Here is a 23,886-nt window from a genome sequence, read left to right as displayed (position 1 = left end):
AACATTAATCGAGACAATTTCTGCTAACCTACCTGAAAATTTTAGGAATTACCCGATGGCTACTAAAGAAGAAATTCTGCAAAACTTCGATCCTAACGGAATTGGCATTGATAACGGCAATTTATTAGGGCTTCCTTTTGATTACGAATCTGCGAATATTATTGTGTTTGGTGTTCCTTGGGAAGTTACTGTTTCTTATGGTTTTGGAACAGCCGCAGGGCCAAAAAGAGTTTTAGAAGCTTCTCGGCAATTAGATATTTTTGATTTTGATAATCCTGATGGCTGGGAACAAGGGATTTTTATGGCAGAAATTTCTTCAGATATTCAGCAAAAAAGCGATGATTTAAGACAGAAAGCTACCACAATTATTGAATATTTAGAACAAGGTAAATTTGTAGAAAATGACCTGGAAATGGTACAGCTTCTACAAGAGATTAACCAAGGTTCTCAAGCTCTTAACCAATGGCTATTTGAGAAAGCAAAAACTGCAATTAATCAAGGAAAAAAAGTGGCGGTGATTGGCGGCGATCATAGTGTACCTTTAGGATATATGCAAGCATTAGCTGAGTGTTATTCTAATTTCGGAATTTTGCATATAGATGCTCATTCTGATTTGCGGGAAGCTTACGAAGGATTTGAATTTTCCCATGCTTCGATTATGTTTAATGCTTTGCAAATTCCGCAAATTTCTAAATTAGTTCAGGTGGGAATTCGGGATATTTCTGAAGGTGAAGTTAATCTGATTAAGCAGTCGGAAGGACGAGTTTCGGCGTACTACGATCCGATGTTGAAACAAAAGCTTTATGCTGGGGTAACTTGGTTGGATTTGTGTAAACAAATTGTGGCGGAATTACCACAACAAGTTTACATTAGTTTTGATGTTGATGGATTAGATCCGAAACTTTGTCCGCATACGGGAACTCCGGTTCCGGGAGGTTTAGAATTAGAACAAGCTTTTTGTTTATTTCGGGAAGTTGTGCATAGCGGTAGAGAAATTATTGGTTTTGATGTTGTGGAAGTTGGGGATGATGAATGGGATGGAAATGTTGGTGCAAGAACTGTTTATAAGTTGTGTAATTTGATGAGTTTAACTTAAGTACGTTGTTGCGCTTTAGCGCTTTAGCGCTAAAGCGCAACAACGTACTTTTATGAGACAATGAAATCTTCGGTTCCTATTTGAGCAACTGGAATACCGTTGAGAGTTGCTAACAGTTCATTAGTGTTGGTAATCCTAATTAAAGTTGAACCGATGCTTTCAGTTATTGTTAGTTGAGCGAAGGTTAAACCACCTGTTAAGACGATCGCATCGCTACCATTTTGGAAATCAACAATGGTGTCACTTCCTTTGGTTGCAGCAAGGATAAAACGATCGCTTCCATCCCCACCTTGCAACACATCATTACCCAAATCACCACTTAACCAATCATCCCCAGTTCCTCCATTCAAAGTGTCATTTTCTTGACCACCATAAATCGTATCATTACCATCATCACCGAACAGAATATCTTGACCTTGATTCCCATAAATTAAATCATTTTCTTTGCCGCCGTAAACTGTGTCATTGCCTAAATTTCCGTACAGTAAATCTTGACCTTGATTGCCATAAACTTGGTCGTTTCCTCTGCCACCGTAAACAGTGTCATTACCCAAATTTCCAAATAATAAATCTTGACCTTGATTACCAAAAATTACATCATTACCTTTGCCACCATATAATGTATCGTTATCCTCACCTCCAGAAATTAAGTCATTACCCTCATTGCCAGAAATTCGATCGCTACCACTCAAACCATAAATTGTGTCATTACCAGAACTACCAAATAAAGTGTTACTTCCCGTATCTCCGTAGTAAAGATCGTTGCCGGAAGTAAACAAATTTCCGCCAGCAGCAACAGACATTACACGATTTCCCTCTTGCAAGCGAATTAATCCCGCTTTGCCAGAAGCATCTACAGTAAATATTACTGGTTCACCTCTTGATAAACCATTAATATCTGCGAAACTTCCTAACATTCCTGTTACATTACCTTGGGGAGTAAATTGAGCATCTAAACGAACTTCTGGTTCGTTCATTTCCGCTTCGCCAGTGGAACCATGAGAATGATCTTCTGCTGCATGACTGTGATGAGCGCCTCCCAAATAGGTGAAAATTTTAACTGTTTCTTGACCTTGTGGTACGTTACCAACTGCCATTGTAGTGAGGTTGGCGTGGTAAGTTTGGATAGCTCCGCCATTGGGAATATCTGGTCTTTGTAAAACATAACCAGAAGTTACTTTAACTTCACCATTGAATTCACCATAAGGTTGAAAAGTTTGAGTTAACAACGCAGTGTCATGTGATGTATCTTTTCCATCCAAACTGCCTTTTAATTCAATGGAACGTCCACTGTAAACTTCGACTAATCCTCGTCCTCCACTACCTTGAGAAACAATGACATCATCAAAGTTGTCTCCGTCAATATCACCAGAAGTTAGGTTAATTGCGCCAGTGAATCCGGTTTCATGATGGAATGGACTAATTCTGGTAATTAAGTGATTGTCCAAACCGCTATAAACTTCAATTAAAGGATTAGTAACTCCTCCTACGCCAACAATGATGTCAGAAAAACCATCGCCGTTAATATCTCCGGCTGCTACTGATGCTTTAGCATTAGGTGTAAATGTTTGATTGGCGAAAGGTGAAAATTGAGTTAGTAGTAATTCTTGGTTCAGTCCGTCAATTTGGATAATGCCTTGTTGTTGCCGATCGATCAATGTCTGACCATCAAATACCTTGACAGTGAATTTATTTGTTGTGCTATTCAAATTAGATTGAATAGTAATAACATCAGTGACGTTATCTGTAACATTTTTGTTCAGATTATCTTTGCGTTTGTAATTAACATCACCAATTGCTAGATTAATAGCACCTGTAAATCCGGCACCAAAAGGCAATAAATTAATCTTTTGGTTTAAATTACTTGCCCGATATAACTCTACACTGCCATTATTTTGTTGACCAGCTACACCCAACCAAGTGCTGTCCGTATTTAAAACTACCCGCACAGGTGCCATCATCCCTGCGTCTTCGTGAAACAAAATGTGACAGTGATTGACATAACTACCGGGAAAGTCTTCAAATTTCATTACCACTTTTACTTCCGAAGTTTCCCCGTTATACATCGGTTCGCCGTAAGGGTTCTCAGGGGTAGGCGTGTTAGGTTTGTAGGTTGGTGGTAGACCGATCGTATCGCTCAAAACACCGTCTAAATAAGCACTTCGCACGTCACTAACTGGAACACCGTTAATTTCTAAAACTACAAAGTCATTTTGGTGAATGTGGAAAGGATGCCATTCCAGCAAAGGAATATCTATTTGCGGAGGAAGACTGGGATCGCTTTGACCAGAAGTATTTTTCATATTCCAAACTTCACTTGTGCCTAACATTGGCATCGTCAGAGGAACTTGACCTTCATCGAATGCGGTGGCAAAAAATTCTCCGTTGATGCGATATGTTCCCTCAAAGCTAGTAACATCCAAGTCATCGGGCACGTTACCTATTGCTAGTGCTTTTCCCAGGTTGGCTGACCAAGTAAATGTACGTTGGCGATCGAAATCTCCATTTTTCGTATCCGCAACTAATTCATCAATTTTTGCAGCCTGTTCCAGAAAAATATCATAAGGTTCTGGACGAGGGCCTTTTGGTATTTCATTTCCCGTCACTTCCACAGTTGCTAATACTTGCGGCCCCCAAATTAAGTGACCATCAGCAAACCCATCTTTTCCTTTAATTAAAGCCGAAGTATTATTGCCGATAATTTCTTCAGTTCCATTAGAGAGGAAATAATATTTCCCTGGTTTTTCAAACCATTCTTCAATAGTTAATCTTTGTCCGGGAGTAAGAACTGGCAATTCGGTAATCTCTCTACTTCTAGAAGCTACCGATCCTACAGCATCCCCATCAATAGCTACCAATGTTACTTCTTGAGGAATTAAATTTTCCCCTTCTTCTTTGAACAGTTGAATAATGTGAAAAGCATTACTGTTCGTGTTAGTAAAAGCAAAAAGATTAACTTCACCTGTTTTCACTTCAATTGTGGGATTATACTGACCATTAACTGTGTGAATTACGTTTTCTGTAGGTTCAGCTAATGGGCCTCCACCATAAGAGAAAATTCCCGGTGCTCCGCCTGTGGGTCTTGTCGGATCGTAAGGTATGGGTTTAGCATTGTAACCCATGAAAACTGCATCGGACAATTCATAAACTGGTTGCCCATTTTCGGTTCCCAAAACTTGCAATGGCGTACCAGCAGGAAGGGCTATTGCTGGGTTTTGATTTAACGGATCGGTTAAGCTTCCTTGTCTGTTTACCTGTTGCACTCCAAAGGTATTAAGTACCATAAAATGCAACGGTCTTTCTTTGGGATTGAATTTATCTATATCCGGCAGATCGTAAGGGGTTGTTAATAATAATTGACCTGCTAATCCCGAAGAAACTTGCTCGTTTGTTAATCCATGTAAATGCGGGTGATACCAGTCAGGGCCAATAAAATGATTATCGGGAATGGGAATAATTTGATTCCAACTTTCACCCGCATCTACTAAATGAAGCACGTTATCACCACGTCCCATAGGTGTTACGTGCAGTCCATGAGTGTGCAGGTTCGTTACTTGGTCTAAGTTATTTTCCAACCATAAGTTTAATGTGTCTCCTGGTTCGGTAATTAAAAATGGCCCCGGTATTGTGCCGTTATAACCTCTTAATTGTTCGTAAGGTGTATTTCTCGGTTGATTGCTAGTATCAGTAAGCCAAGGAATTTGACCATCTCCTGATTTAAGAATACCAAACCCATCAATTTGAATTTGATTAATATTTTCCATTCTGAGGGTGGCGTTTAGTTCTTGTTGCGGCCCCCAACTGGAAATGTAATTGCCTGGTCGATCTAATTGCCAATCTCGAAAAGGGTCTTTGTAAGCAACTTTTACATCGGGGTGAGGTAATACCCGTAAATAGTTACTTGTATTGAATCCTTGGCTCCAATTTTGAAAGTTTTCTTGACCAATAATATAGGCATTTCTGAGTTGGGTCGTTGTCATGATTGTGCTATTCCTTATTAGATTTTAAATTTGTAGTTTCTTTCTTTTGATTGAGGAAATAGTTGTTTTGAGCAACTATCGACTATCAATCTTTACATGATTTGTAAGTCGATCGCTAACTGGCAACAATACTTAAATCAACTTGCAAAAATACTTGATTATTTAATTAAAAAATTTTACTGTTTTTGATAAAGTTTTATCGTATTTTATAACAATTAATTGAAAATTATTAAGTTGTTTTCAGAAAATTTAAAATGCCTAAAATCAGATGTTTAATTTATACTCGATCGCAGTTTTTGCAAAATAAAAACCCGATAACTAAATCGGGCTTCTAGTATTGAGATTCCCCTACAATAGGGTAAAATTATATACTAATCAAGTCGATTACCAAAAGAAGTTTCTGCGCTCATAAAAGTGGAATCTTCCAAAACCAAGAAATTGACCATGAGCTTTTTCTCCTGGTGGAAAAGCTGTCACGCCAAATAGATAAACTCCACCAAAACAAGGATTACGTACAGGTTCAAGAGCAATAGTTATAGTTTTTCCGGGAGAAATTGGCGGGTCAAAAGCGATCGCAATAGAACGAGTTTTTTCATCAGTTGTCACTTCTTGAATCGGCAAATTTTCCCCTTTTCTCCGTCGCTCTCCTACAAAAGCACGACTTTCTTTCAAGCGAAAATCTACGTCCTCTCCTCCTTCCTGTTGATTAATCACCACTCGTTGCAAAGGTTCTCCGGCATTTTCCGGCAAGTTAACAGTAAAGTAATATGTTGCCGACCATACACAAGCATCGTTAAAAGTGGTGGTCGCTCCTAATAAACTGGGAGGTTGAACAAAGTAAACCGTACCATTTGCCAATTGTACTGCCTCTCCCTGTTGCCAGCCAGTTAAAATACCTACTGTGGCTGCTAATGTTGCTGAAAGAATTCGAGAAGTATTCATGAGATTGTATTAAGATTTGAAAAGAAATTTTGCTATCCCGTGATTTAAAACTTTTTTGTAATTATTAACTAATTTTAATCAAAATAACTGCAACAAACCGCAAAAATATTTCATACTTTTAACAAGAAGAATTAGTTAAACTAAAAGTAATGCAAAAGCAGGTGGAATTATATGTCTTCAATCTCTAGTCTTCAGTTAAAGCGACCAGGATGGCAAACTGTAGTCATTTTTACCTTGACCTTTTGGCTCAGTACTAGTCTGGTCTTGGACTTGGTAATTATGCCTGGTTTGTATGCTTCTGGAATGATGTCCCAAAGTGGTTTTGCCACAGCGGGTTATTTAATTTTCTGGTTTTTTAACCGCATTGAATTGTTGTGTGCAGCTTTAGTATTGACGGGTGTGTTGGTTATTAAACGCACAGGAAATACTTTAGCAAGTCAGAGCCGCAATGCAATTGTTTTAGCAATGATACTTTTAACTATTGCTCTGATTTTCACTTATGTTTTAACACCACAGATGAGTGCTTTGGGGTTAAATCTACAGTTTCTTAATCCAGTTAATTCTGTTCCCACTACTATGGGTTTGCTGCATGAAAGTTACTGGATTTTGGAAGTAGTTAAGTTAATCGTTGGTGGCACGATTCTGAGTTTGTTTTACCGAGAAAAGTAATTTGACGCTCAAGTTAATTGTTGAGTATTAGATAATTTGGTAAGGGGTAGATTGTTAGATCTGCCCCTTGTTTTATCAAGTTCATTCTGCGTCTTCAGGCAAGGCAGGATTTAACCAAAGTAAGCGTACTCCCATGATGGCAAAACCGATCGCAGCGATCGCTTTTACCCACTGTACAGGTAACAACTGTGCTGCACCTTCGCCAGCAATTACGCCTAAAAAACTGGTGAGTAACAAGGCTCCAGCTGTACCTAAAAACACCGCACGGGGAAACTTAGTACTTCCACTCAGAGCGATCGCAGCCAGTTGGCTTTTGTCTCCTAACTCTGACAAAAACACCGTAATAAAACTTAGTCCTAAAAGATGCCAGTCAATCATCGCAATTTTGGATTTTAGATTTTAAATTTTTAAAATTGGGAGTTAGGAATTGAGATTGGGAGTATATCCCCAGTCCCCAGTCCCCAGTCCCCAGTCCCCAGTCCCCATTTCAAGAATGAAAAATTTCCCAAACTAACTGCACGGTAATTAACAGCATACTTACGCCAGCAGCTTTATTTAAAATTTGCGGGGATACCTTAGTTGCTAACCACCTACCGAGTAAAACTCCCAATAAACTTGTTGCTATTAGCGCTGAAGATGCGCCAGCAAAGACTAGCCAAGGAGATTGAGATTCCGCACTCATCAGCAAGGTAGCTACTTGAGTTTTGTCTCCCATTTCTGACAAGAAAATAGTCAAAAAGGTAGAGCAAAACACTGCTAATGCTCCTTTGCTTAAATTCTTGCTTGACTGTGGCGTTGGTGCCAGTTTCAGGGAATCAGTGGTTTCTAGCGTTGACTCCATGAGAGTTAACTGTGTATCCTTAGTCAGATTCAGTGACTCAGGAGCAGACAAGGTTGGCGGTGCAGAAGAGAGTTTCACAGGCAATAGTAAAGTGCTAGGTAGTTTTCATATTTCTCTCATTTTATCCCCAAGAGTGCATTTTCAAGTTATTTTTATTACTTATTGTTCGGAAGTTTTGCCACTCATGCGATCGAACACCATCCGCGACAGCATGGGAAATAGCTGCCAGTCCTTAGAGTAAGCTTCATCCGCACCCAAAATCGCCAGAATATAAATTGGGCCATCTTCCTCCCGACTTCTGACAAAAGCTACCTCATGACGACCTGTTTCCGTCCAACCTGCTTTAGAAGCAAAATCCACTTCAGCGGGCAATCCTTGCCCCAAAAGTCCGCGAATTGGATTAAAACCACCGAATCTGGCAGTATTTTCCCGCCAAGAAGACAATCGTAAATCTCTCGCCAAGAACTGTATCATTTTGGCACTTGCTTCTGGAGAAACAGCTTTTCCCGTGACAATTTCATACATTAATCTAGCAGCGTGTTCGCTAGAAATTTGATTTTTCAATTCTTTAGGATCGTTCCACATTTGCAAATCTCTACCCTCTGGTATTTTATGGCGCAAATAAGCGATCGGGTAAGTTTTTTGATAGATGGCAATCCCTTCGTATCCAGCTTTGCTGAAAAATTCACTAATTTTGCGGCGCTTATTCGCCCATTTATCATACTTTTCACCCCGCAAAAAGTAACCAGATTCTGTATTAGTTACAGCATCAACTAATCGACTAGCAGCATCATTAGAAGATTGTTGAATCATCCGATTTAAATCGGCACTATAAACAGGTTCATTGGGCAAAATCCCTCGGTGCATTTCGTCAAAAACACTGACCATCCAAAACATTTTGACGACACTTGCGGGATAGAGTAGTGTGTTTTGTTGAAATCCAGATATTTCTCCGGTTTTCACATTAATCAATGCGATCGATAGCGGTTGGGTGGGTAATTTTCTGGATTGAATTAATTGCACCATTTCATCAACAATTCCTTGTAATTGTTGACTTGGTTTTAAGTTATGAGGAGTTGTGACGTTATAAACTAATTCAGTTTCTTCTAAATTAGAATTGATTGGTGTTGGTAGTGCGATCGCATTAGTTCTCGGAGGAATATCCGGTGGCAGCAAAGGCGTACTAGGTAGCTGCTGTAGCAGCACTGTACTTTGTTCGTTCGTGACGGTTTGATGCCGATTAAATGATTGCACAACCGAAGAAATAGCGGAGATAATTATCCACACAACTGTCGCTGCTGCTAATACCAACCCCACTATTCGTAGCTGATAATTTTTCTTCGCTCTTTGGCGATATCTGCGATTTCTAAGATAACTTGTATTTGCTAAATCTCGATAATTAGAAGAATGCCTTCTTTTTCTGGGTGTGGCTCTTTCTAACCGCAAACGGGAAAAATCATCAGCTTTCATGGGAGACTGAGATTTATTTCCTTGCTTATCCCAACTAACTTGTTGTTGAGGTTTGCTGTTCTCCGGCTTGAGTCCAGTAATTGCAGGTTTTGGGCTAAATAAAAGCGCTTTTTGTGGAAGGTTGCCATTTTCCTGCCTAAGCCGTTGAATGTGTTCGCTCACAAGGTTGAGTTTATCTTCGAGATCGGCTAGCTGTTGATAAGGGCTTTGCGATCTTTCTTGCACGAGCTACTCCTCTAAAACACCTAAGTTTACCTCATCGAAAGGATACATCAAATCAGTAGAAAATCATAACCTAAAATGCAACTTTTTGATTAAAACCTTGCATTTCCGGGCTATCACTGCCGTAAATGTCTGCTATATGCTCTTGACAACATTCAATGGCAAAATCGTTAAGTTCTGCTGCTGCTACACCAAACATATCCTGAAATGTTTCTGGCTCGACGCGGCAAAATCGCGGACGATTTGAGTAGATGCGACATTCGCGGGTAGTGCGATCGAAATTCATACACCATCCCTCTTCCCCCACCATGCCAAGATACTGCTCTAGCTCCTCTGGGGTAAGATACTCTTCTAAGTCGGGACGCTCCGAAGGCTCTAGATAACAGCAAGCACCACATCCTTTGACGCAATACCAAGTCGCCATAATTTTCTACATATTCCTTTATGTCAATGCTTTTAGAGTCTAGCAACTATGCCAGCAAATGCGAGAAAGGAAAAAGACGCAGTTTGTCAAGTGACACTTGACAGTCAGTGCGGAACTATGTAAAGTGTTACTTGACAGAAGACAGGCGAAACGATGAAAAACCGACTGAAAGAACTTCGACAACTGCACCAATGGTCGCAATCTGACCTAGCAAGAGAATTAAGAGTAAGTCGTCAAGCAATCAATGGATTTGAGTCGGGGAAATTTGACCCTAGCTTAGACATGGCATTCAAAGTTGCCAACCTGTTTAATGTCGCAATCGAAGACGTTTTCATTTACGAGGCAAAGAATTCTATGCAAATACTTGTGGAGCGGGTCAAAAATTTCTTTGGCTTTGATTTTGGTTTCGAGCGGTTCGCAGAAAAGGCAATCGATGCCATCAAGTTTGCTCAAAATGAGGCAGTACGATCGCAGGAGTCACAAGTTGAGCCAAAACACCTGTTAGCTGGATTATTAGCCGATGCAACGACTACTTCGGCTCAATTGCTACGGGCTAACGGCGCAACACTGGAAATTGGCACCAACGAACATTCTTTTGCATCTGGCGACAATCTGAAGTTCAGTCCACAAAGTAAGTTTGTTCTAGAGCTTGCCTTGCAAGTAGTTCGAGTTCAGGGCAAAAAGTCGATCGGGACAGAACATCTTTTGTGGGGTTTAGTCCGACTGGCTGACACAAACAACATGAATGTGACCGACCTATTTGAGTGTTACAAAATTAATCTCGAAGCACTGAATCATCAACTCGCGGAAATAGTCTGATCGAGTCCAAAAACAGCCAAAAGTACCAGCTTCATGTTTGTTTATAGTTTCTTATAGTTTTGTTAAGTAGCTTAAAAGAAGTGAACTTTAGCCAGGTAATATAAGAGACGGATTTTAATGTAGCGATTCAAGCCTATCTGGGTTAGTTCGGGAGGAGAAATGGGATCGGTTATTGACTCTGTTACCACTGTTGTTACCAGTATTAACTGGGAAGTGATTGCCCAGCTGACTTTGGTAGCTTTAATTATGCTTGCTGGACCAGCCGTGATTGTAGTACTAGCTTCTCGCAACGGCAACTTGTAAAAGCTTCTGCGAGTTCAGTCCTTAACAATTTACAAGGGGGGAGTTAATCCCCCTTTAATTTTTTGGGCTACAAACCAGGTTCGTTGTGAGGACTTCAGTCCTTTTATTTTAGAAATGTACGACTAAAGTCGCTACAACGAACAATCATGATAATTTATTTAAATTTTTCTAAGGCTATTTGTGCAATTTCCACTAAAGTAGAGAAAGGTGGTTGGAAAATATTTACTTCTACTGCTTCTTCGCGAGTTTTACCTAACAAACCAGTGGTTTTTCCTAAAGGAACGGCTAAAACTTTGCCTTCTGCATTTCTAATTCTTAATTCGGTTAAAGAATCATTGGGATATAATCCGCAAGTGTAACGCTTTTGATTGTGGTAAAACTCTGCTTTTAAGGAAACATTTTTGGCGGTGAAGGTTTGCCAAGATAATGATTTTGCTTGTCTGACACCTAATAATTCTAATTCTACAGTTTTATTGCCGTTAAAATTGTTTTCTCTGAGTCGATAGGCGATATCAACTCTGTTTGGTAGGGGGAAATAGTCGCGCCAACGCCATGCGATCGCTTTAACTTTCTCCGGTGAGCTAAACTGAGAAATAGTTAACTTCAAATGACCTTTCCCAACTATTTGTTGTTCCACAATTCGTACATCAGACATCCAAAAAACTGGCGCTGAATTCTCAATCCCACAAGGTTGTAAAGCCTGGATTTGTTGGTATAATTCTAAATTAATATCGGTAATTTCTGCTTTGGCATCAATTTTTAATAACGGTTTGAGATGTTCTGGTTGGAGTAATTTATGAGCGAATTTACTCAGTCTGCGCCGAAACTCTGCTAAGTTTTCCGCAGGTAAGGAAAAGCCACCTGCTGCTTTATGTCCGCCAAATTTTCCCAGTAAATCTTCACAAAATAACAAGGCTTCAAAAACATCAAATTCGGGAATTCCCCTAGCTGAACCGCGAATGCGTTCTTCATCTTCTTCTTCATAAGTACCAATAAAAACCGGAACTCCGTAGCGTTCCACTAAACGAGAAGCGACGATTCCAATTACGCCATGATGCCAGTTTGGTTGGACAATAACTAAAACTCGTTCTTGCTGTAGATCGATTTGACTTTGTTCGCACCAGGCGATCGCTTCTTGCTCAATCTCTTCACAAAGTTGCTGACGTTTTTGATTTAATTGTTCGCACTGCATAGCTCTTTCTAAAGCTACACCCATATTATCAGTAGTTAACAGTTCAATAACGATTTGTGGATCGGAAATTCTGCCAATTGCATTAATTCTTGGCCCAAGTCGAAAGCCGATATCATCTGGATTTAGAGAATTTTGAGTTGAAGAGTTTGAATTACGGCAACCTTCTACTCCAGACATTTGAATTAATGCTTGTACTCCGGCTAATTGAGAGTAAGGTAAAAGTTTTAAACCGCGTTTTACCCAACGACGATTGACTCCGGTTAAAGGTGCTAAATCGGCAATTGTTCCTAATGTGAATAACTCTAACATTGGTTTGACTAAACCTTTAGCAAGCCCAAGTCTTTGAGCTAAACAAACTGCTACAATATAAGCAACTCCTACGCCAGCAATTCCTCGATAAGGCGACGTTTCTCTAATTAATTTTGGATTAAGAATGGCATTAGCTGGTGGTAATTTGGGTGGGATATCGTGGTGATCGGTAACGATGATTTGTAAACCTAATTCTCTGGCTCTTTGAATTGGTTCAAATGCGGCAATTCCGTTATCTACTGTTAAAATTAATTGTACGCCTTCTCTATGAAATTCTTCAATAATTCGGCAATTTATGCCATATCCTTCAGTCATGCGACTGGGGATGGCATAATCGACATCAGCACCTAAAGTACGGAGCGATCGCAACAACAAAGCAGTACTAGTCATGCCATCAGCATCGTAATCTCCACAAATGGCAATTTTGCCTTGGGAAGCGATCGCATTTTCTAACAATTCTAAACTAATTCCCAATTCAGGAAATTCATCGATAGGCTCAGGCAAAAATTGCGTTTCTGGCTCTAAAAATTCTCTGACTTGGGTTGGTGTTTCCATTCCTCGATTAATTAGTACTTGCGCTAATAAAGGAGAAACATGGAACTTTTCGGCTATTTCTTTAACTTGTTGAGGTCTTTCTGGGTAAAATTCCCAACGTTGCAAAGGTAATCGATACATTAGGTGTTTAAAAAACCAATACTTGACCCGGACTTTCTGTGTCGTAAATTGCGCGATCGTCTTCTTTTGCAAAATTACCAGGTTGTAAGTCTAAAAGCACTGTTTGAGAATTCGGTTTGTTGACTTTTCCTAATAATGCTTGCTCTCCTGTGGGACTCCAATATAAAACTGAAAGACCATACTCTTTATTCCGCAGTTTAAAGCGAAGTTTCCGCATTTCTTTCGGTTGCATAGTAATTTGGTCGGTATAAGATGGAATTTCCATATTAATCGGATTTGGCGTTTGATTCCTTACCTGTAAGGTAATAAAATCATCTTGTTTTAGCGTTTTCCCAGTCTTGACAAATTTTGGCTCTGCTATAGTTTCCGTTGTGATGATAATACCAGCTAAAACTAAGCAAGCTGTCCCTAAAATTCTCAGTAAGTTCTTATACATAAGTTTATCTACTTGGGTGCTTTTGTTTTTGGCAAAAGATGATTCTGCAAGCGGAAACATTATCTCATCAAAAAAGGGAATATGGAAGAGGGAACAGGGAAAAGTTTTGCCAAATTCTCGCCTTTTTCTAAAAAATAATTACTCGACCATCATCGCGGATGTAAAGTGCGCGATCGCCCGGAAGTCCACCTGGCGTTATCTCCACTCGTAGCGTATTGGCATTAGGTTTAGAAAGTCTCGCTCTTAATAAATACGGCACAGCATTCCAAGATAATGAAGAAAGATTTGGTTCGGTTGCTGCTTGTCTGGAAAAATTGACTTGTTCTCCCGGACGTAAAAAAATTACAGGAGTTCTTGGTACATTTTGTAACTCAACGATAAAACCTGTACGATTAACTACTTCATAATTAATCCATTGTCCGGGTGTAAAACCAATTGGTGGAGGTGGACAACTACGACCTGCACAAGTTCCTCCTAATGTTACGGTAGAAGGCAGAAGATAAAAGGTCAGAAAGGCAATAATTTTAGTAATTAAGAATTTGGGTTTCATCTTTCACTCTAACTCTATCAACATTTCCACTGTACTAGGACGGAAACCACATTCTGAGAATAACTTTCTCGCAGTTTCATTAATTGCCGCAGTATCGAGGCGAATTTGTACTACTCCCATCTTTTGAAATTGCTCAATAGTTTGCGTTACTAACTGTCGCGCCACACCACTACGACGATATTCTAGTTCTACCCAAAGATCCTGAATAAAGGCATATTCTTTGAGTCGATAAATGGGTATTTCACGCTCAATTGTTGCTACTAAAAATCCGGCTAATAGCGCTTTGGTTTCGTCTTCTGCTACTAAAAAGACTGCGCGATCGCTCTTTACCACTTTACTCAACCACCATTCATAACGTTGCGCTGGATTAGGCAAAAATCCGTACTTCGCTCCATCCCAAGTTTCATGCAAAGCACAAATTTTCCCCACCATTGGCAAAACCGCTGGAATATCCGATTGTTTTGCAGGGCGAATCAGCATGGAAAGCCCATGATTTACTTCCTCAGTCAGTGTAGCTGATTCCTGCACTAACTATCGGTGTTTTTGCCAACGCTCTGATTTACTGCGCTTATATACCTAATCAATCTTTTTTAGTCAAGATATAGTTGACAATTTGTAACAAACTGTTATATTAGTTTACATAAGGAAACAAACGAGAGGGACTATAGATCATGACTATCCTGATTGCTTTATTTATCGTTGGTTGGTTAGCTGCATCTGTAATTGGAACTCAAGCTTATTTTCGTGGCGAACAGTCTAAACCAATTCACGATCGCAACTGGCGTTCTGAGTCTTTTGAAAAGTTAGCTGAGTCGATTACTGGTACTCAAATTGATTACAACGAGCGCGTTCCCGCTTACAGAATGGATGCTTTTGCCAGCAACAATTTACCTGGTTAATAAGTAAGTTGTTGCGCTTCAGCGCTCTTATTTGCACTACCGGAGGTGGAACCTCCCAGATCCTCGTTCTCAGGTTCAACCTGGGAACGAAGAATGGAGGCTCTGCCTCTTGCTGCAAGAGTCTGCATTCTCTGAGTGTTGGCAAAAAAGAAAGAGCTAAATAAAATAATCAAATAAACAACCCGTCCAGACAATAGGCAGATTTTTTTTCCAGCCTAAATACTACTTGTAGCTGCCGAAACTACTTCCTTTGAAAGAGTATATGGTAATTTCAGTTTTCTAGACTGAGTTTAGTAAAGAATAAATTTTTTAATGGGAAAAAGATCATGGAAAACCAACAAGAGAAGCAGATAGAACAACCTGTAAGTGTAGACTGGCATTCTAAAGAAGAACCCAGAGCAAAGGAAAAGAATTTAACAGCTAATCCGGGCGATCGCATCGCTGACGAACCTCAATCTATAGAAGAAAAAGCGAAACAAGTTGCTGTTGATTCGCCTGATATTACTGGGGATCATATTACAGTTCCGACTTACTTTATTGTCGAAGACTCCGATGGTAACAAAGAAGCACTCCACCACGTAAAAGATGCAGAAGAAATCTCGGATGTAATTAGACAAGCGAGAGTTGACGAAAACGGAAATCGTGTTTGGTGGTAACAGTTTTCGAGTCCTCACTATTTAAATAAGTGAGGACTTTTCATAGTTGACTTAATGAATTTAATGAAATTTGGAAAAGTCCGATTCCGAAGGATTAATCCTAAAATCTTAATAATTAATCCTGAACATCATGTAAATCCTTAAATCCTGATTGTGTTTTTTATTCCAGACGACGCAGCAATACTAGCGATCGCCCAACCACAGGCACAGCTTGGTTGCTAGTGTAAATTTTTTCTTCCCGAATAAAGCGTGGTTCCTTAGTATCAATTACCAACGACCAATCACACTTATCTAGCCCAAAAACAGTAGGTAAATTAAACTCAATTGTTTCATGGTGAGCATTAAAAAACATTAGGAAACTATCATCACTAATTCGCTCACCTTTAGGACTAGGACAGGCAAGTTGATCGCCATCTAGAAAAACTGCGATCGCCTTAGCGTAACCAATATTCCACTGTTCATCTGTCATCTCAGTGCCATCAGGATTGAACCAAACAATATCACTAACTCCCTTACCGTGAATCGGACGACCTTGGAACCATTTGCGCCGCCGAAATACCGGATGTTGACGACGGAAATAAATTAATTCACGGGTAAAATTGACCAAATCTTCATTGTCTTGATTTAAATTCCAATCAAACCAAGAAAGCTCATTATCTTGGCAATAAGTATTATTATTTCCCTTCTGCGTCCGTCCCATTTCATCCCCACCTAGTAGCATTGGGATACCTTGAGACAGCATCAAAGTTGCTAAGAAATTTCGCCTGAGTCGTTCCCGCAAATCCAAAATTTCTGGGTCATCTGTTTCGCCTTCAACACCACAATTCCAAGAACGATTGTGTTCGTCGCCATCACAATTGTTTTCCCCGTTTGCTTCGTTATGTTTCTTTTCGTAACTAACTAAATCATTCAGAGTAAAACCATCGTGAGCAGTGACAAAGTTAATACTAGCATTTGGTCGTCTTCCATTCAACGAATATAGATCTGGACTGCCAGTAAAACAGTAAGCAAATTCCCCTAAAGTTTCATCCGCACCACGCCAAAAATCTCGCACAGTATCCCGATATCTGCCATTCCATTCAGACCAAAGAACAGGGAATTGACCTACTTGATAACCACCTTCTCCTAAATCCCAAGGTTCAGCAATTAACTTCACATCTGCTAACACCGGATCTTGGTGAATAATATCGAAGAAAGCTGATAAACTATTAACTTCAAATAACTCCCTTGCCAAAGCCGCTGCTAAGTCAAATCGGAAGCCATCAACGTGCATTTCTGTCACCCAATAACGTAGGCTATCCATGATTAACTTTAAGACTTGCGGATGACCAACATAAAGAGAATTTCCGCAGCCTGTAAAGTCCATGTACAAGCGTTTATCATCGTCTATCAACCGATAGTAAACAGTATTATCAATGCCTCGCAAAGACAAGCTTGGGCCTAAATGATTTCCCTCTCCAGTATGGTTATAAACCACATCCAAAATAACTTCTATTCCTGCCCGATGTAGCGCTTTCACCATTTGCTTAAATTCGGTTACTTGCTGTCCCAAAGTACCACTAGCACTGTAGCCAGAAAAGGGAGCAAAGTAATTAATTGAATCGTAGCCCCAATAGTTAGTTAACCCTTTATCTGTGAGATATCCTGGTAGGGCTATAAAGTGGTGTACGGGCATTAGTTCTAGGGCTGTAATTCCCAATTTTTGCAAATGTTCAATTGCTGCTGGATGGGCAATTCCGGCATAAGTACCGCGCAGTTCTTCAGGAATATTTGGATGTAATTTGGTAAAGCCTTTGACGTGAGTTTCGTAGATAATAGTTTCGTGCCAAGGTGTTCTTAATAATTCATCTCCTTCCCAATCAAAAGATTGCTCGATTACTACAGATTTTGGCACTAAATGAGCATCATCTAACTCAGAAAAAACTAAATCTTTTTCTGCCTCTTCCGTTTTCCAAGAATAACCAAATATTTCCGCACCATTACCCCGAAGTAAGCCATCAATTGCTTTGGCATAAGGGTCAATTAACAATTTATTAGCATTGAAGCGATGACCTTCTTGCGGTTTCCAGGGACCATGTACGCGAAATCCGTAACGTTGTCCGGGGCTAATTCCTGGTAGATAACCATGCCAAATAAAGTTATTAACTTCTGTTAGTTTGATGCGTGTTTCTTTGTCGTTGCGATCGAACAAACAAAGCTCAACAGCTGTGGCATTTTCACTAAACAACGCAAAGTTTGTTCCTTTGCCATCCCAATATGAGCCTAAAGGATAAACATTTCCAGGCCAAAGTGCTACGTACATAGATTTATCCTAAATCAATGCTAATGGTTTTTCTGAACTTTTTTGACAAAATAGTTTTGTAGCTTTTTGTAGCTAGTTGAAAAACACAGTTTTACTTACAATTTGCTGATTTTGCTGTTGAGTGCATGACTTTTGATAAACGATCTGCTGATTAGTTTTGTCTATTGCTTACACAATGTAAAGAAATATATCGGTTCCTACCATCTGTCACAAGAGGTAAATTTTTGTAAAGTTACTTTTTTCAAATTAGAAATAGTTACCTGGAAAAGTCAGAATCATGCTTTCCAGGTAAGCTATATTGAGTTGGTTAAATCATGGGATAGACACTAGTGAACTTAATCTTTTTTAGGTCTAAAAAAAATCTCCCTAAAGATAGGTTCTTTAGGGAAATAGGTTTGTGATTACTAATACAGTTTGAGCATTTGACTTTGGGAAAATTTCTACTTTGTTCTAAACAAAAGCATTTTATGTTACAGAATTTTCTGGGAGATCGGTTTTTAATTTAAAAAACAGGATTCCCAAAGGTGGTAAGTGAAGATTTAGTGAGAAAGCGCGATCGTGACAAGGATTTTCTTCAGCTGTAACACCGCCAAAATTCCCCACACCGCTACCACCATAATCCCCCGAATCGCTGTTGAGTAACTCTTGCCAAAAACCATTATTCGGCACGCCTAAACGGTAATTGTAGCGAGGTACAGGAGTAAAGTTTGCCACTACTAAAATAGTTTCATCGGTTGATTTTGATTTACGAATTAAACTCATTACGCTTTGTTGCGAATCATTGCAATCAATCCACTCAAAACCTTCCCAAGAAAAATCTAATTCATGCAAAGCTTTTTCTTGGCGATAAATGTGATTTAAATCTGTTACCCATCTTTGCAAACCTGCGTGCATTGGGTAATCTAAAAGATGCCAATCTAAACTTCTGTCATGACTCCATTCTTGCCACTGTCCAAACTCTCCGCCCATGAACAAAAGTTTTTTGGCAGCTTGGGCGTACATATAGCCAAATAACACCCGTAAATTAGCAAATTTCCGCCAATAATCTCCCGGCATTTTGCCAATTAAAGAACCTTTGCCATGCACAACTTCGTCGTGAGAAAGTGGTAAAACAAAGTTCTCATTAAAAGCATAAAGCATTCGGAAAGTTAGCAGGTTATGATGATGTTTTCTAGCAATGGGATCGAGGGACATATACTTTAAAGTATCGTGCATCCAACCCATGTCCCACTTTAAACCAAAACCTAAACCACCATCATAAATTGGTCGAGAAACTTTTGCCCAAGCTGTTGATTCTTCGGCAATAGTTTGGACATCGGGAAAGTGTTGATAAACTGCTTGGTTGAAACGTTTTAAAAAGTCGATCGCTTCGAGATTATCTCTCCCACCATATTTATTAGCAACCCATTCTCCTTTTTTGCGGGAATAATCCAAATAAAGCATCGATGCAACTGCATCTACTCGCAATCCATCAATATGACATTTATCCAACCAAAAGAAGGCACTACTAATTAAAAAACTGCTGATTTCATTCCGCCCATAATTAAAAATGCTACTCTTCCAATCTGGGTGAAAACCTTGTCGAGGATCGGCGTGTTCGTAAAGATGAGTACCATCAAAATAATTCAATCCATGTTGATCTGTAGGGAAATGAGAAGGCACCCAATCTAATATTACGCCAATACCTTCTTGATGCAAACGATCTACCAAATACATGAAATCTTGGGGAGTTCCATAGCGACTAGTCGGGGCAAAATATCCAGTAGTTTGATATCCCCAAGAAGCATAAAAAGGATGTTCTGTTATTGGCATTAATTCCACATGAGTAAAGCCCAAACGCTTCACATATTCCGCCAATTTAGTAGCAATTTCCCGGTAAGTTAAAAAGCGATTTCCCTCTTCCGGTATCCGCATCCACGAACCTAAATGTACTTCGTAAATGGAAATTGGCGCATCAAAAGAATTAGCTTTGGCGCGGTTTTCCATCCATTCGCGATCGTGCCAAGGATACTCAGTATCCCAAACAATTGATGCAGTTCTTGGCGGAACTTCTTGATGGGAATTAAAGGGATCGGCTTTATCTACTGCATAGCCATTGTAACGGTGAATAATGCGATATTTGTAGAGGCTACCTTTGGTCATTCCCGGAATAAAACCTTCCCAAATTCCTGATTGTTCTCTTAGGGTGAGAGGAAAACCTTCGTTACTCCAATCATTGAAATCACCTTTAACAAATACCTGTCCGGCATTAGGTGCCCAAACTGCAAAATAAGTGCCTTCTACACCATTAACAACTAGTGGATGAGAACCCAGTTTTTCATATAAATGATAGTGAGTTCCTTCATTGAACAAATAAATATCATGGTCAGTAATTAAACTGACACGATCGGAGGTAGTTTCCAGTTGATTGTGGTTAAGTGTTAGTTGAATCATGGTTAATTAGTAGTAAATTAGGTTCGTTGTAGCGACTTTAGTCGTACATTCCTAAATAAAACGACTAAAGTCGCTACAACAACCCAGCTTTAAACTCATCACTAAAATTGCAGCAATCTTTGTAAAGAAATTCCTACCCAATTTGGTCGATTTTTCAGTTCATAACCTAAGTCGTAGATCAATTTTTCCAACAAGTAAGCATCTAAAAGTACTTGTAATTCGGCTTTAGTTTTTGGTAAGAAAGAATCCTGACTAGCAATTTTCAAATAACTATTTAAGAAAGTTGCACTCACCCAGCGATACCAAAATTCAGCCCATTGTTGCATTAAAGGAAGATTTTCGGAACTAATTGTGCCATTTTCCACTTCATTATGAAGGGCTTGAATTGCAGCGTAATTGAAAGATTGTAACATTCCGGCTACGTCTCGCAAAGACGATCGCTTCATCCGCCTTTCACTTAAACTCCGCCCAGGTTCTCCTTCAAAATCAATGATAATAAAGTCTTTTCCTGTGTAAAGCAATTGCCCTAAATGATAATCTCCGTGATAGCGTGTTCTCTTAGCAGTGATTTTTTGATTGAGAACTAATTGATAGCGTCCAAAAAATTCTTCTTGGCGGTTTAAAACACCTTGGGCTAATTTTTGTGTCTCAGGTAGTAAGGTTTTTAGCTGCTTTTTCAACTCCAGTAAAACCTGTCCTGTGAGGTTACGCGCATACTGGTAAATTGAACGTTGGTAGAAAGAAGAAAAAGGTTCGGGTGCAAAATTTGGATCTTCGGCATTAGCGGCTAAAGCAATGTGTAAGTCGGCGGTAACTTCACCGATTAAACTAGCGCTTGCTAGATAAGAACCGATCGTTTGTTGTGCTAATTCTGGTAAATCTTCTGGTTGTAAATCTAACGGCGAACCTGATGGTACAGTAAGCAATGAAGCTTCAGATTGTTGAACTATAATTCGCTCAAAATAATCGCGTAAACTATCAAGAGTATAATCCCAAGTATTCCTCGCATCAGGAATAAAGTCTTGCAATAATCCCACAGTTTGAATACCTTTGCCATTACGGTATTCTAATGCACCTGCAATGCGGGCAAAGTGTTGCAACTGTTTTTGTTCGCTAAGGAAACGTCGCACTTCTAAATCTGGGTTAATACCTTCTTCAATTTGATGGTAAATCTTCAACATTAAGCGACTTTGAAGAACCGATCCGCTTTTTGTTGGATCGCTATAAAGAGCACAAGTGTTTTTCTGTTCTCCCTTCATTAAAACAGGGTTTAAAGGGGGTATTTCTGAGGGGAAAATATCAGTTTTACTGGCGATTAATTCTCCTGCCATTCCTTTATAGGAACGACTATTGGCGATCGCATCTAACATCGTATTCAGGAAGTTACTATCTGCGATCGCATCAAACAAAATCCCCGCTTCCTCTTTCCCATCTTCTTGCAAGAGGGCTACTATATTTTGGGGCATTTCTGCTTCGATGGCGATCGCTTTTTCCCCTTCTGTGTAAGCTAAAGGCAACAGATAAGTATCTGGTTCCCCTTGAATATAATCGACTTTTAACCAAATAATCTGCGCTGCCAAATCTTTGTAAATTACCGGAATAGCTTCCATAATTTGTGTAGACTGAATCGTGCGATCCTTCCCATTAAACCAGCGACAATTATACAAATAATCAGAGAGAATTAACTCCAAAGTATTTTTTAAACTGCGTTGAGAAAAAATGTTTTGCCACTTGCCAGTAACTGCCAAAGTTGTTAAATTTGTCTGCCGTTTTGGTAAAGGAATTAAACTTGGTTGTAACTTCAAGCTAAACCAGTAAAAAGCGTAAGGGGCAATACTTAGAAAATAACCTGAATCGGTAATTTGAGGGAATTGAGTCCGACCAAAAATTTCTATTGGCACCATTCCTTCAAATGGCGATAAATCCAATTCTACAGTTTGCACAAACCGAGATAAATTCGCCACTATTAAAATATGTTCTTCATCATAAGTGCGGGTAAAAGCCAACACTTTGCGATTTTCAGGATGCAGTAATTCAAAAGTCCCTTTTCCTAATGCTTGCAGATGTTTACGAGTAGCAATTAGGCGTTTCATTGCGTACCACAAAGAATTCGGATTTGCCCTTTGTGCTTCTACGTTTACTGTGGCATAGTGATATTCGGAATCAACATTTACTGGTAAATAAAGTTTTTGGGAACTAGCCCGACTAAACCCGGCGTTTCTGTCAGCGTTCCATTGCATAGGCGTGCGAACACCGTTGCGATCGCCAACATAAACATTATCTCCCATGCCAATTTCATCACCGTAATAAAGCACAGGAGTTCCCGGCAAAGATAGCAACAAACTATTCATTAATTCGATCTGACGACGGTCATTTCCTAATAGCGGCGCTAACCTTCTCCGAATCCCTAAATTAACCCTCATATCTGGGTCTTGGGCATAAACGCGATACATATAATCTCGGTCTTCATCTGTTACCATTTCCAAGGTTAATTCGTCATGATTGCGAAGGAATAACGCCCATTGACAATTATTTGGAATAGTCGGAGTTTGTTGTAAAATATCCGAAATTGGAAAGCTATCTTCCATCTTTAATGCCATAAATAAACGCGGCATTAATGGGAAATGGAAATTCATGTGGCACTCATCGCCATATCCATAATATTGTGCCGCATCTTCAGGCCATTGATTAGCTTCCGCAAGCAACATTCGGTTAGGAAATTTTTCGTCTACATGGCGGCGCAATCTTTTTAAGAATTCATGGGTTTCGGGGAGGTTTTCGCAATTCGTTCCTTCCCGTTCGTAGAGGTAAGGAACCGCATCCATCCGCAGTCCATCAACGCCCATCGCTAACCAGAAATCTAATACTTCAAACACTGCTTTTTGCACTGCTGGATTATCATAATTCAAGTCTGGTTGATGGGAGTAAAACCGATGCCAATAGTAAGCTTGGGCAACTGAATCCCAAGTCCAATTAGAAGTTTCAAAGTCTTGGAAAATAATCCTGGCTTCTCTATATTTGTCTGTGGTGTCACTCCAGACGTAAAAATCTCTTTCTTTACTACCTTTGGGCGATCTACGGGATCTTTGAAACCAAGGATGTCGATCGGAAGTATGATTAATAATTAACTCGATAATTACCCGAATGCCTCTTTGATGGGCAGCTGCTAAAAACTCTTGAAAATCTGCTAGATTACCATAGATAGGATTGACATCTGTATAATCAGCAATGTCGTAACCATCATCCCTCAATGGTGAAGGAAAAAATGGCAAGATCCATAATGCTGTAACTCCTAAATCTTGCAGGTAATCTAGTTTTTCTGTCAACCCCCGAAAGTCGCCAATCCCATCACCGTTGCTATCGGCAAAGGCACGCACTGGTACTTCATAGATGATGGCGTTTTTGAACCAAAGGGGGTCGTTATTTAACATTGAGTTTTGCATTTTCAGGTTTCTACCTTAACGGTTTCGCAAATAATCTACTTTCTATTATTGTTAACATCTTTGGTTAACTATTTTAAATAAATTGGTAGAGATAAACATCTGACTAGAGTTAGAATCTACTAACTTTTAAGCCAGATCCCCGACTTCTTCAAGAAGTCGGGGATCTAGATTCAAGAACAAGCATCAACCTTTAGGTATAAATTAAACCTAAACCTATTAACATTT

19 protein-coding genes are annotated in these 23,886 nt (G+C 39.6%); 6 read left to right on the top strand and 13 right to left on the bottom strand.

Features of this window, described 5'->3' with window-relative positions; genetic code table 11:
- Positions 1 to 55: 55 nt before the first annotated feature.
- The gene (locus ACE1CA_RS04815; RefSeq protein ID WP_413277406.1) at positions 56 to 1,096 is read left to right on the top strand and encodes an agmatinase family protein; all 1,041 of its coding nucleotides are present in this window, start codon (positions 56 to 58) and stop codon (positions 1,094 to 1,096) included.
- Positions 1,097 to 1,146: 50 nt separating this feature from the next.
- Here the strand turns inward: ACE1CA_RS04815 and ACE1CA_RS04810 are convergent, their stop codons facing one another.
- Together ACE1CA_RS04810 and ACE1CA_RS04805 are read right to left on the bottom strand one after the other, a co-directional pair.
- The gene (locus tag ACE1CA_RS04810) at positions 1,147 to 5,076 is read right to left on the bottom strand and encodes a multicopper oxidase domain-containing protein (protein ID WP_413275596.1); all 3,930 of its coding nucleotides are present in this window, start codon (positions 5,074 to 5,076) and stop codon (positions 1,147 to 1,149) included.
- 384 nt (positions 5,077 to 5,460) lie between these two features.
- On the bottom strand, positions 5,461 to 6,018 hold the full coding sequence (locus ACE1CA_RS04805) for a DUF2808 domain-containing protein (protein ID WP_413275595.1): 558 nt from the start codon (positions 6,016 to 6,018) through the stop codon (positions 5,461 to 5,463).
- A 171-nt stretch (positions 6,019 to 6,189) separates the two neighbouring features.
- Here ACE1CA_RS04805 and ACE1CA_RS04800 point away from each other — a divergent pair, with 171 nt between their 5' ends.
- The gene (locus ACE1CA_RS04800) at positions 6,190 to 6,687 is read left to right on the top strand and encodes a hypothetical protein (RefSeq protein WP_413275594.1); all 498 of its coding nucleotides are present in this window, start codon (positions 6,190 to 6,192) and stop codon (positions 6,685 to 6,687) included.
- Positions 6,688 to 6,768: 81 nt separating this feature from the next.
- Here the strand turns inward: ACE1CA_RS04800 and ACE1CA_RS04795 are convergent, their stop codons facing one another.
- The 4 genes from ACE1CA_RS04795 to ACE1CA_RS04780 all read right to left on the bottom strand — a co-directional run bounded on the left by ACE1CA_RS04795 (position 6,769) and on the right by ACE1CA_RS04780 (position 9,644).
- Positions 6,769 to 7,062: a TMEM165/GDT1 family protein gene (locus ACE1CA_RS04795; protein WP_413275597.1), complete on the bottom strand. Its 294-nt coding sequence runs from the start codon at positions 7,060 to 7,062 to the stop codon at positions 6,769 to 6,771.
- A 112-nt stretch (positions 7,063 to 7,174) separates the two neighbouring features.
- Positions 7,175 to 7,606 (bottom strand): TMEM165/GDT1 family protein, encoded by a 432-nt coding sequence (locus ACE1CA_RS04790; RefSeq protein ID WP_413275593.1) that lies wholly within the window; start codon positions 7,604 to 7,606, stop codon positions 7,175 to 7,177.
- Positions 7,607 to 7,687: 81 nt separating this feature from the next.
- Positions 7,688 to 9,223 (bottom strand): serine hydrolase, encoded by a 1,536-nt coding sequence (locus tag ACE1CA_RS04785; RefSeq protein WP_413275592.1) that lies wholly within the window; start codon positions 9,221 to 9,223, stop codon positions 7,688 to 7,690.
- A gap of 70 nt (positions 9,224 to 9,293) precedes the next feature.
- The gene (locus tag ACE1CA_RS04780; protein WP_413275591.1) at positions 9,294 to 9,644 is read right to left on the bottom strand and encodes a YkgJ family cysteine cluster protein; all 351 of its coding nucleotides are present in this window, start codon (positions 9,642 to 9,644) and stop codon (positions 9,294 to 9,296) included.
- Between the two features lie 153 nt (positions 9,645 to 9,797).
- On the opposite strand from ACE1CA_RS04780, the gene ACE1CA_RS04775 reads away from it, so the two are divergent.
- Together ACE1CA_RS04775 and psb30 are read left to right on the top strand one after the other, a co-directional pair.
- The gene (locus tag ACE1CA_RS04775; RefSeq protein ID WP_413275590.1) at positions 9,798 to 10,463 is read left to right on the top strand and encodes a helix-turn-helix transcriptional regulator; all 666 of its coding nucleotides are present in this window, start codon (positions 9,798 to 9,800) and stop codon (positions 10,461 to 10,463) included.
- Between the two features lie 159 nt (positions 10,464 to 10,622).
- The gene (gene psb30, locus ACE1CA_RS04770; protein WP_413275589.1) at positions 10,623 to 10,766 is read left to right on the top strand and encodes a photosystem II reaction center protein Ycf12/Psb30; all 144 of its coding nucleotides are present in this window, start codon (positions 10,623 to 10,625) and stop codon (positions 10,764 to 10,766) included.
- A 154-nt stretch (positions 10,767 to 10,920) separates the two neighbouring features.
- Here psb30 and recJ read toward each other — a convergent pair whose 3' ends face one another.
- From recJ to ACE1CA_RS04750, 4 genes are all read right to left on the bottom strand, one after another.
- Positions 10,921 to 12,942 carry a single-stranded-DNA-specific exonuclease RecJ gene (recJ, locus tag ACE1CA_RS04765; protein WP_413275588.1) on the bottom strand — a complete coding sequence of 674 codons (2,022 nt, stop codon included), beginning with the start codon at positions 12,940 to 12,942 and terminating at the stop codon, positions 10,921 to 10,923.
- A 7-nt stretch (positions 12,943 to 12,949) separates the two neighbouring features.
- On the bottom strand, positions 12,950 to 13,378 hold the full coding sequence (locus ACE1CA_RS04760) for a hypothetical protein (RefSeq protein ID WP_413275587.1): 429 nt from the start codon (positions 13,376 to 13,378) through the stop codon (positions 12,950 to 12,952).
- Between the two features lie 127 nt (positions 13,379 to 13,505).
- Positions 13,506 to 13,928 (bottom strand): hypothetical protein, encoded by a 423-nt coding sequence (locus tag ACE1CA_RS04755; RefSeq protein ID WP_413275586.1) that lies wholly within the window; start codon positions 13,926 to 13,928, stop codon positions 13,506 to 13,508.
- Between the two features lie 3 nt (positions 13,929 to 13,931).
- Positions 13,932 to 14,456 (bottom strand): GNAT family N-acetyltransferase, encoded by a 525-nt coding sequence (locus ACE1CA_RS04750; RefSeq protein ID WP_413275585.1) that lies wholly within the window; start codon positions 14,454 to 14,456, stop codon positions 13,932 to 13,934.
- Positions 14,457 to 14,599: 143 nt separating this feature from the next.
- On the opposite strand from ACE1CA_RS04750, the gene ACE1CA_RS04745 reads away from it, so the two are divergent.
- Positions 14,600 to 14,827, top strand: coding sequence for a photosystem II protein, Psb35-related (locus tag ACE1CA_RS04745; protein WP_413275584.1), 228 nt, complete (start codon positions 14,600 to 14,602; stop codon positions 14,825 to 14,827).
- A gap of 326 nt (positions 14,828 to 15,153) precedes the next feature.
- Positions 15,154 to 15,483 (top strand): hypothetical protein, encoded by a 330-nt coding sequence (locus ACE1CA_RS04740; RefSeq protein ID WP_413275583.1) that lies wholly within the window; start codon positions 15,154 to 15,156, stop codon positions 15,481 to 15,483.
- Between the two features lie 160 nt (positions 15,484 to 15,643).
- Here the strand turns inward: ACE1CA_RS04740 and glgX are convergent, their stop codons facing one another.
- The 3 genes from glgX to treS form a co-directional block, all read right to left on the bottom strand.
- A complete protein-coding gene (glgX, locus tag ACE1CA_RS04735) occupies positions 15,644 to 17,785 on the bottom strand; it encodes a glycogen debranching protein GlgX (protein WP_413275582.1) in 2,142 nt (713 codons plus the stop codon).
- Positions 17,786 to 18,250: 465 nt separating this feature from the next.
- Positions 18,251 to 20,218 carry a 1,4-alpha-glucan branching protein GlgB gene (gene glgB / locus ACE1CA_RS04730; RefSeq protein ID WP_413275581.1) on the bottom strand — a complete coding sequence of 656 codons (1,968 nt, stop codon included), beginning with the start codon at positions 20,216 to 20,218 and terminating at the stop codon, positions 18,251 to 18,253.
- Between the two features lie 101 nt (positions 20,219 to 20,319).
- The gene (treS, locus tag ACE1CA_RS04725; RefSeq protein WP_413275580.1) at positions 20,320 to 23,661 is read right to left on the bottom strand and encodes a maltose alpha-D-glucosyltransferase; all 3,342 of its coding nucleotides are present in this window, start codon (positions 23,659 to 23,661) and stop codon (positions 20,320 to 20,322) included.
- Positions 23,662 to 23,886 lie beyond the last annotated feature (225 nt).

The organism is Floridaenema evergladense BLCC-F167 (genome assembly GCF_041929205.2).
GTDB classification, from domain to species: Bacteria; Cyanobacteriota; Cyanobacteriia; order Cyanobacteriales; family Aerosakkonemataceae; genus Floridanema; species Floridanema evergladense.
The sequence above is the reverse complement of the archived record's forward strand: the minus strand, read 5'-3'. Positions and strand labels throughout refer to the sequence as shown.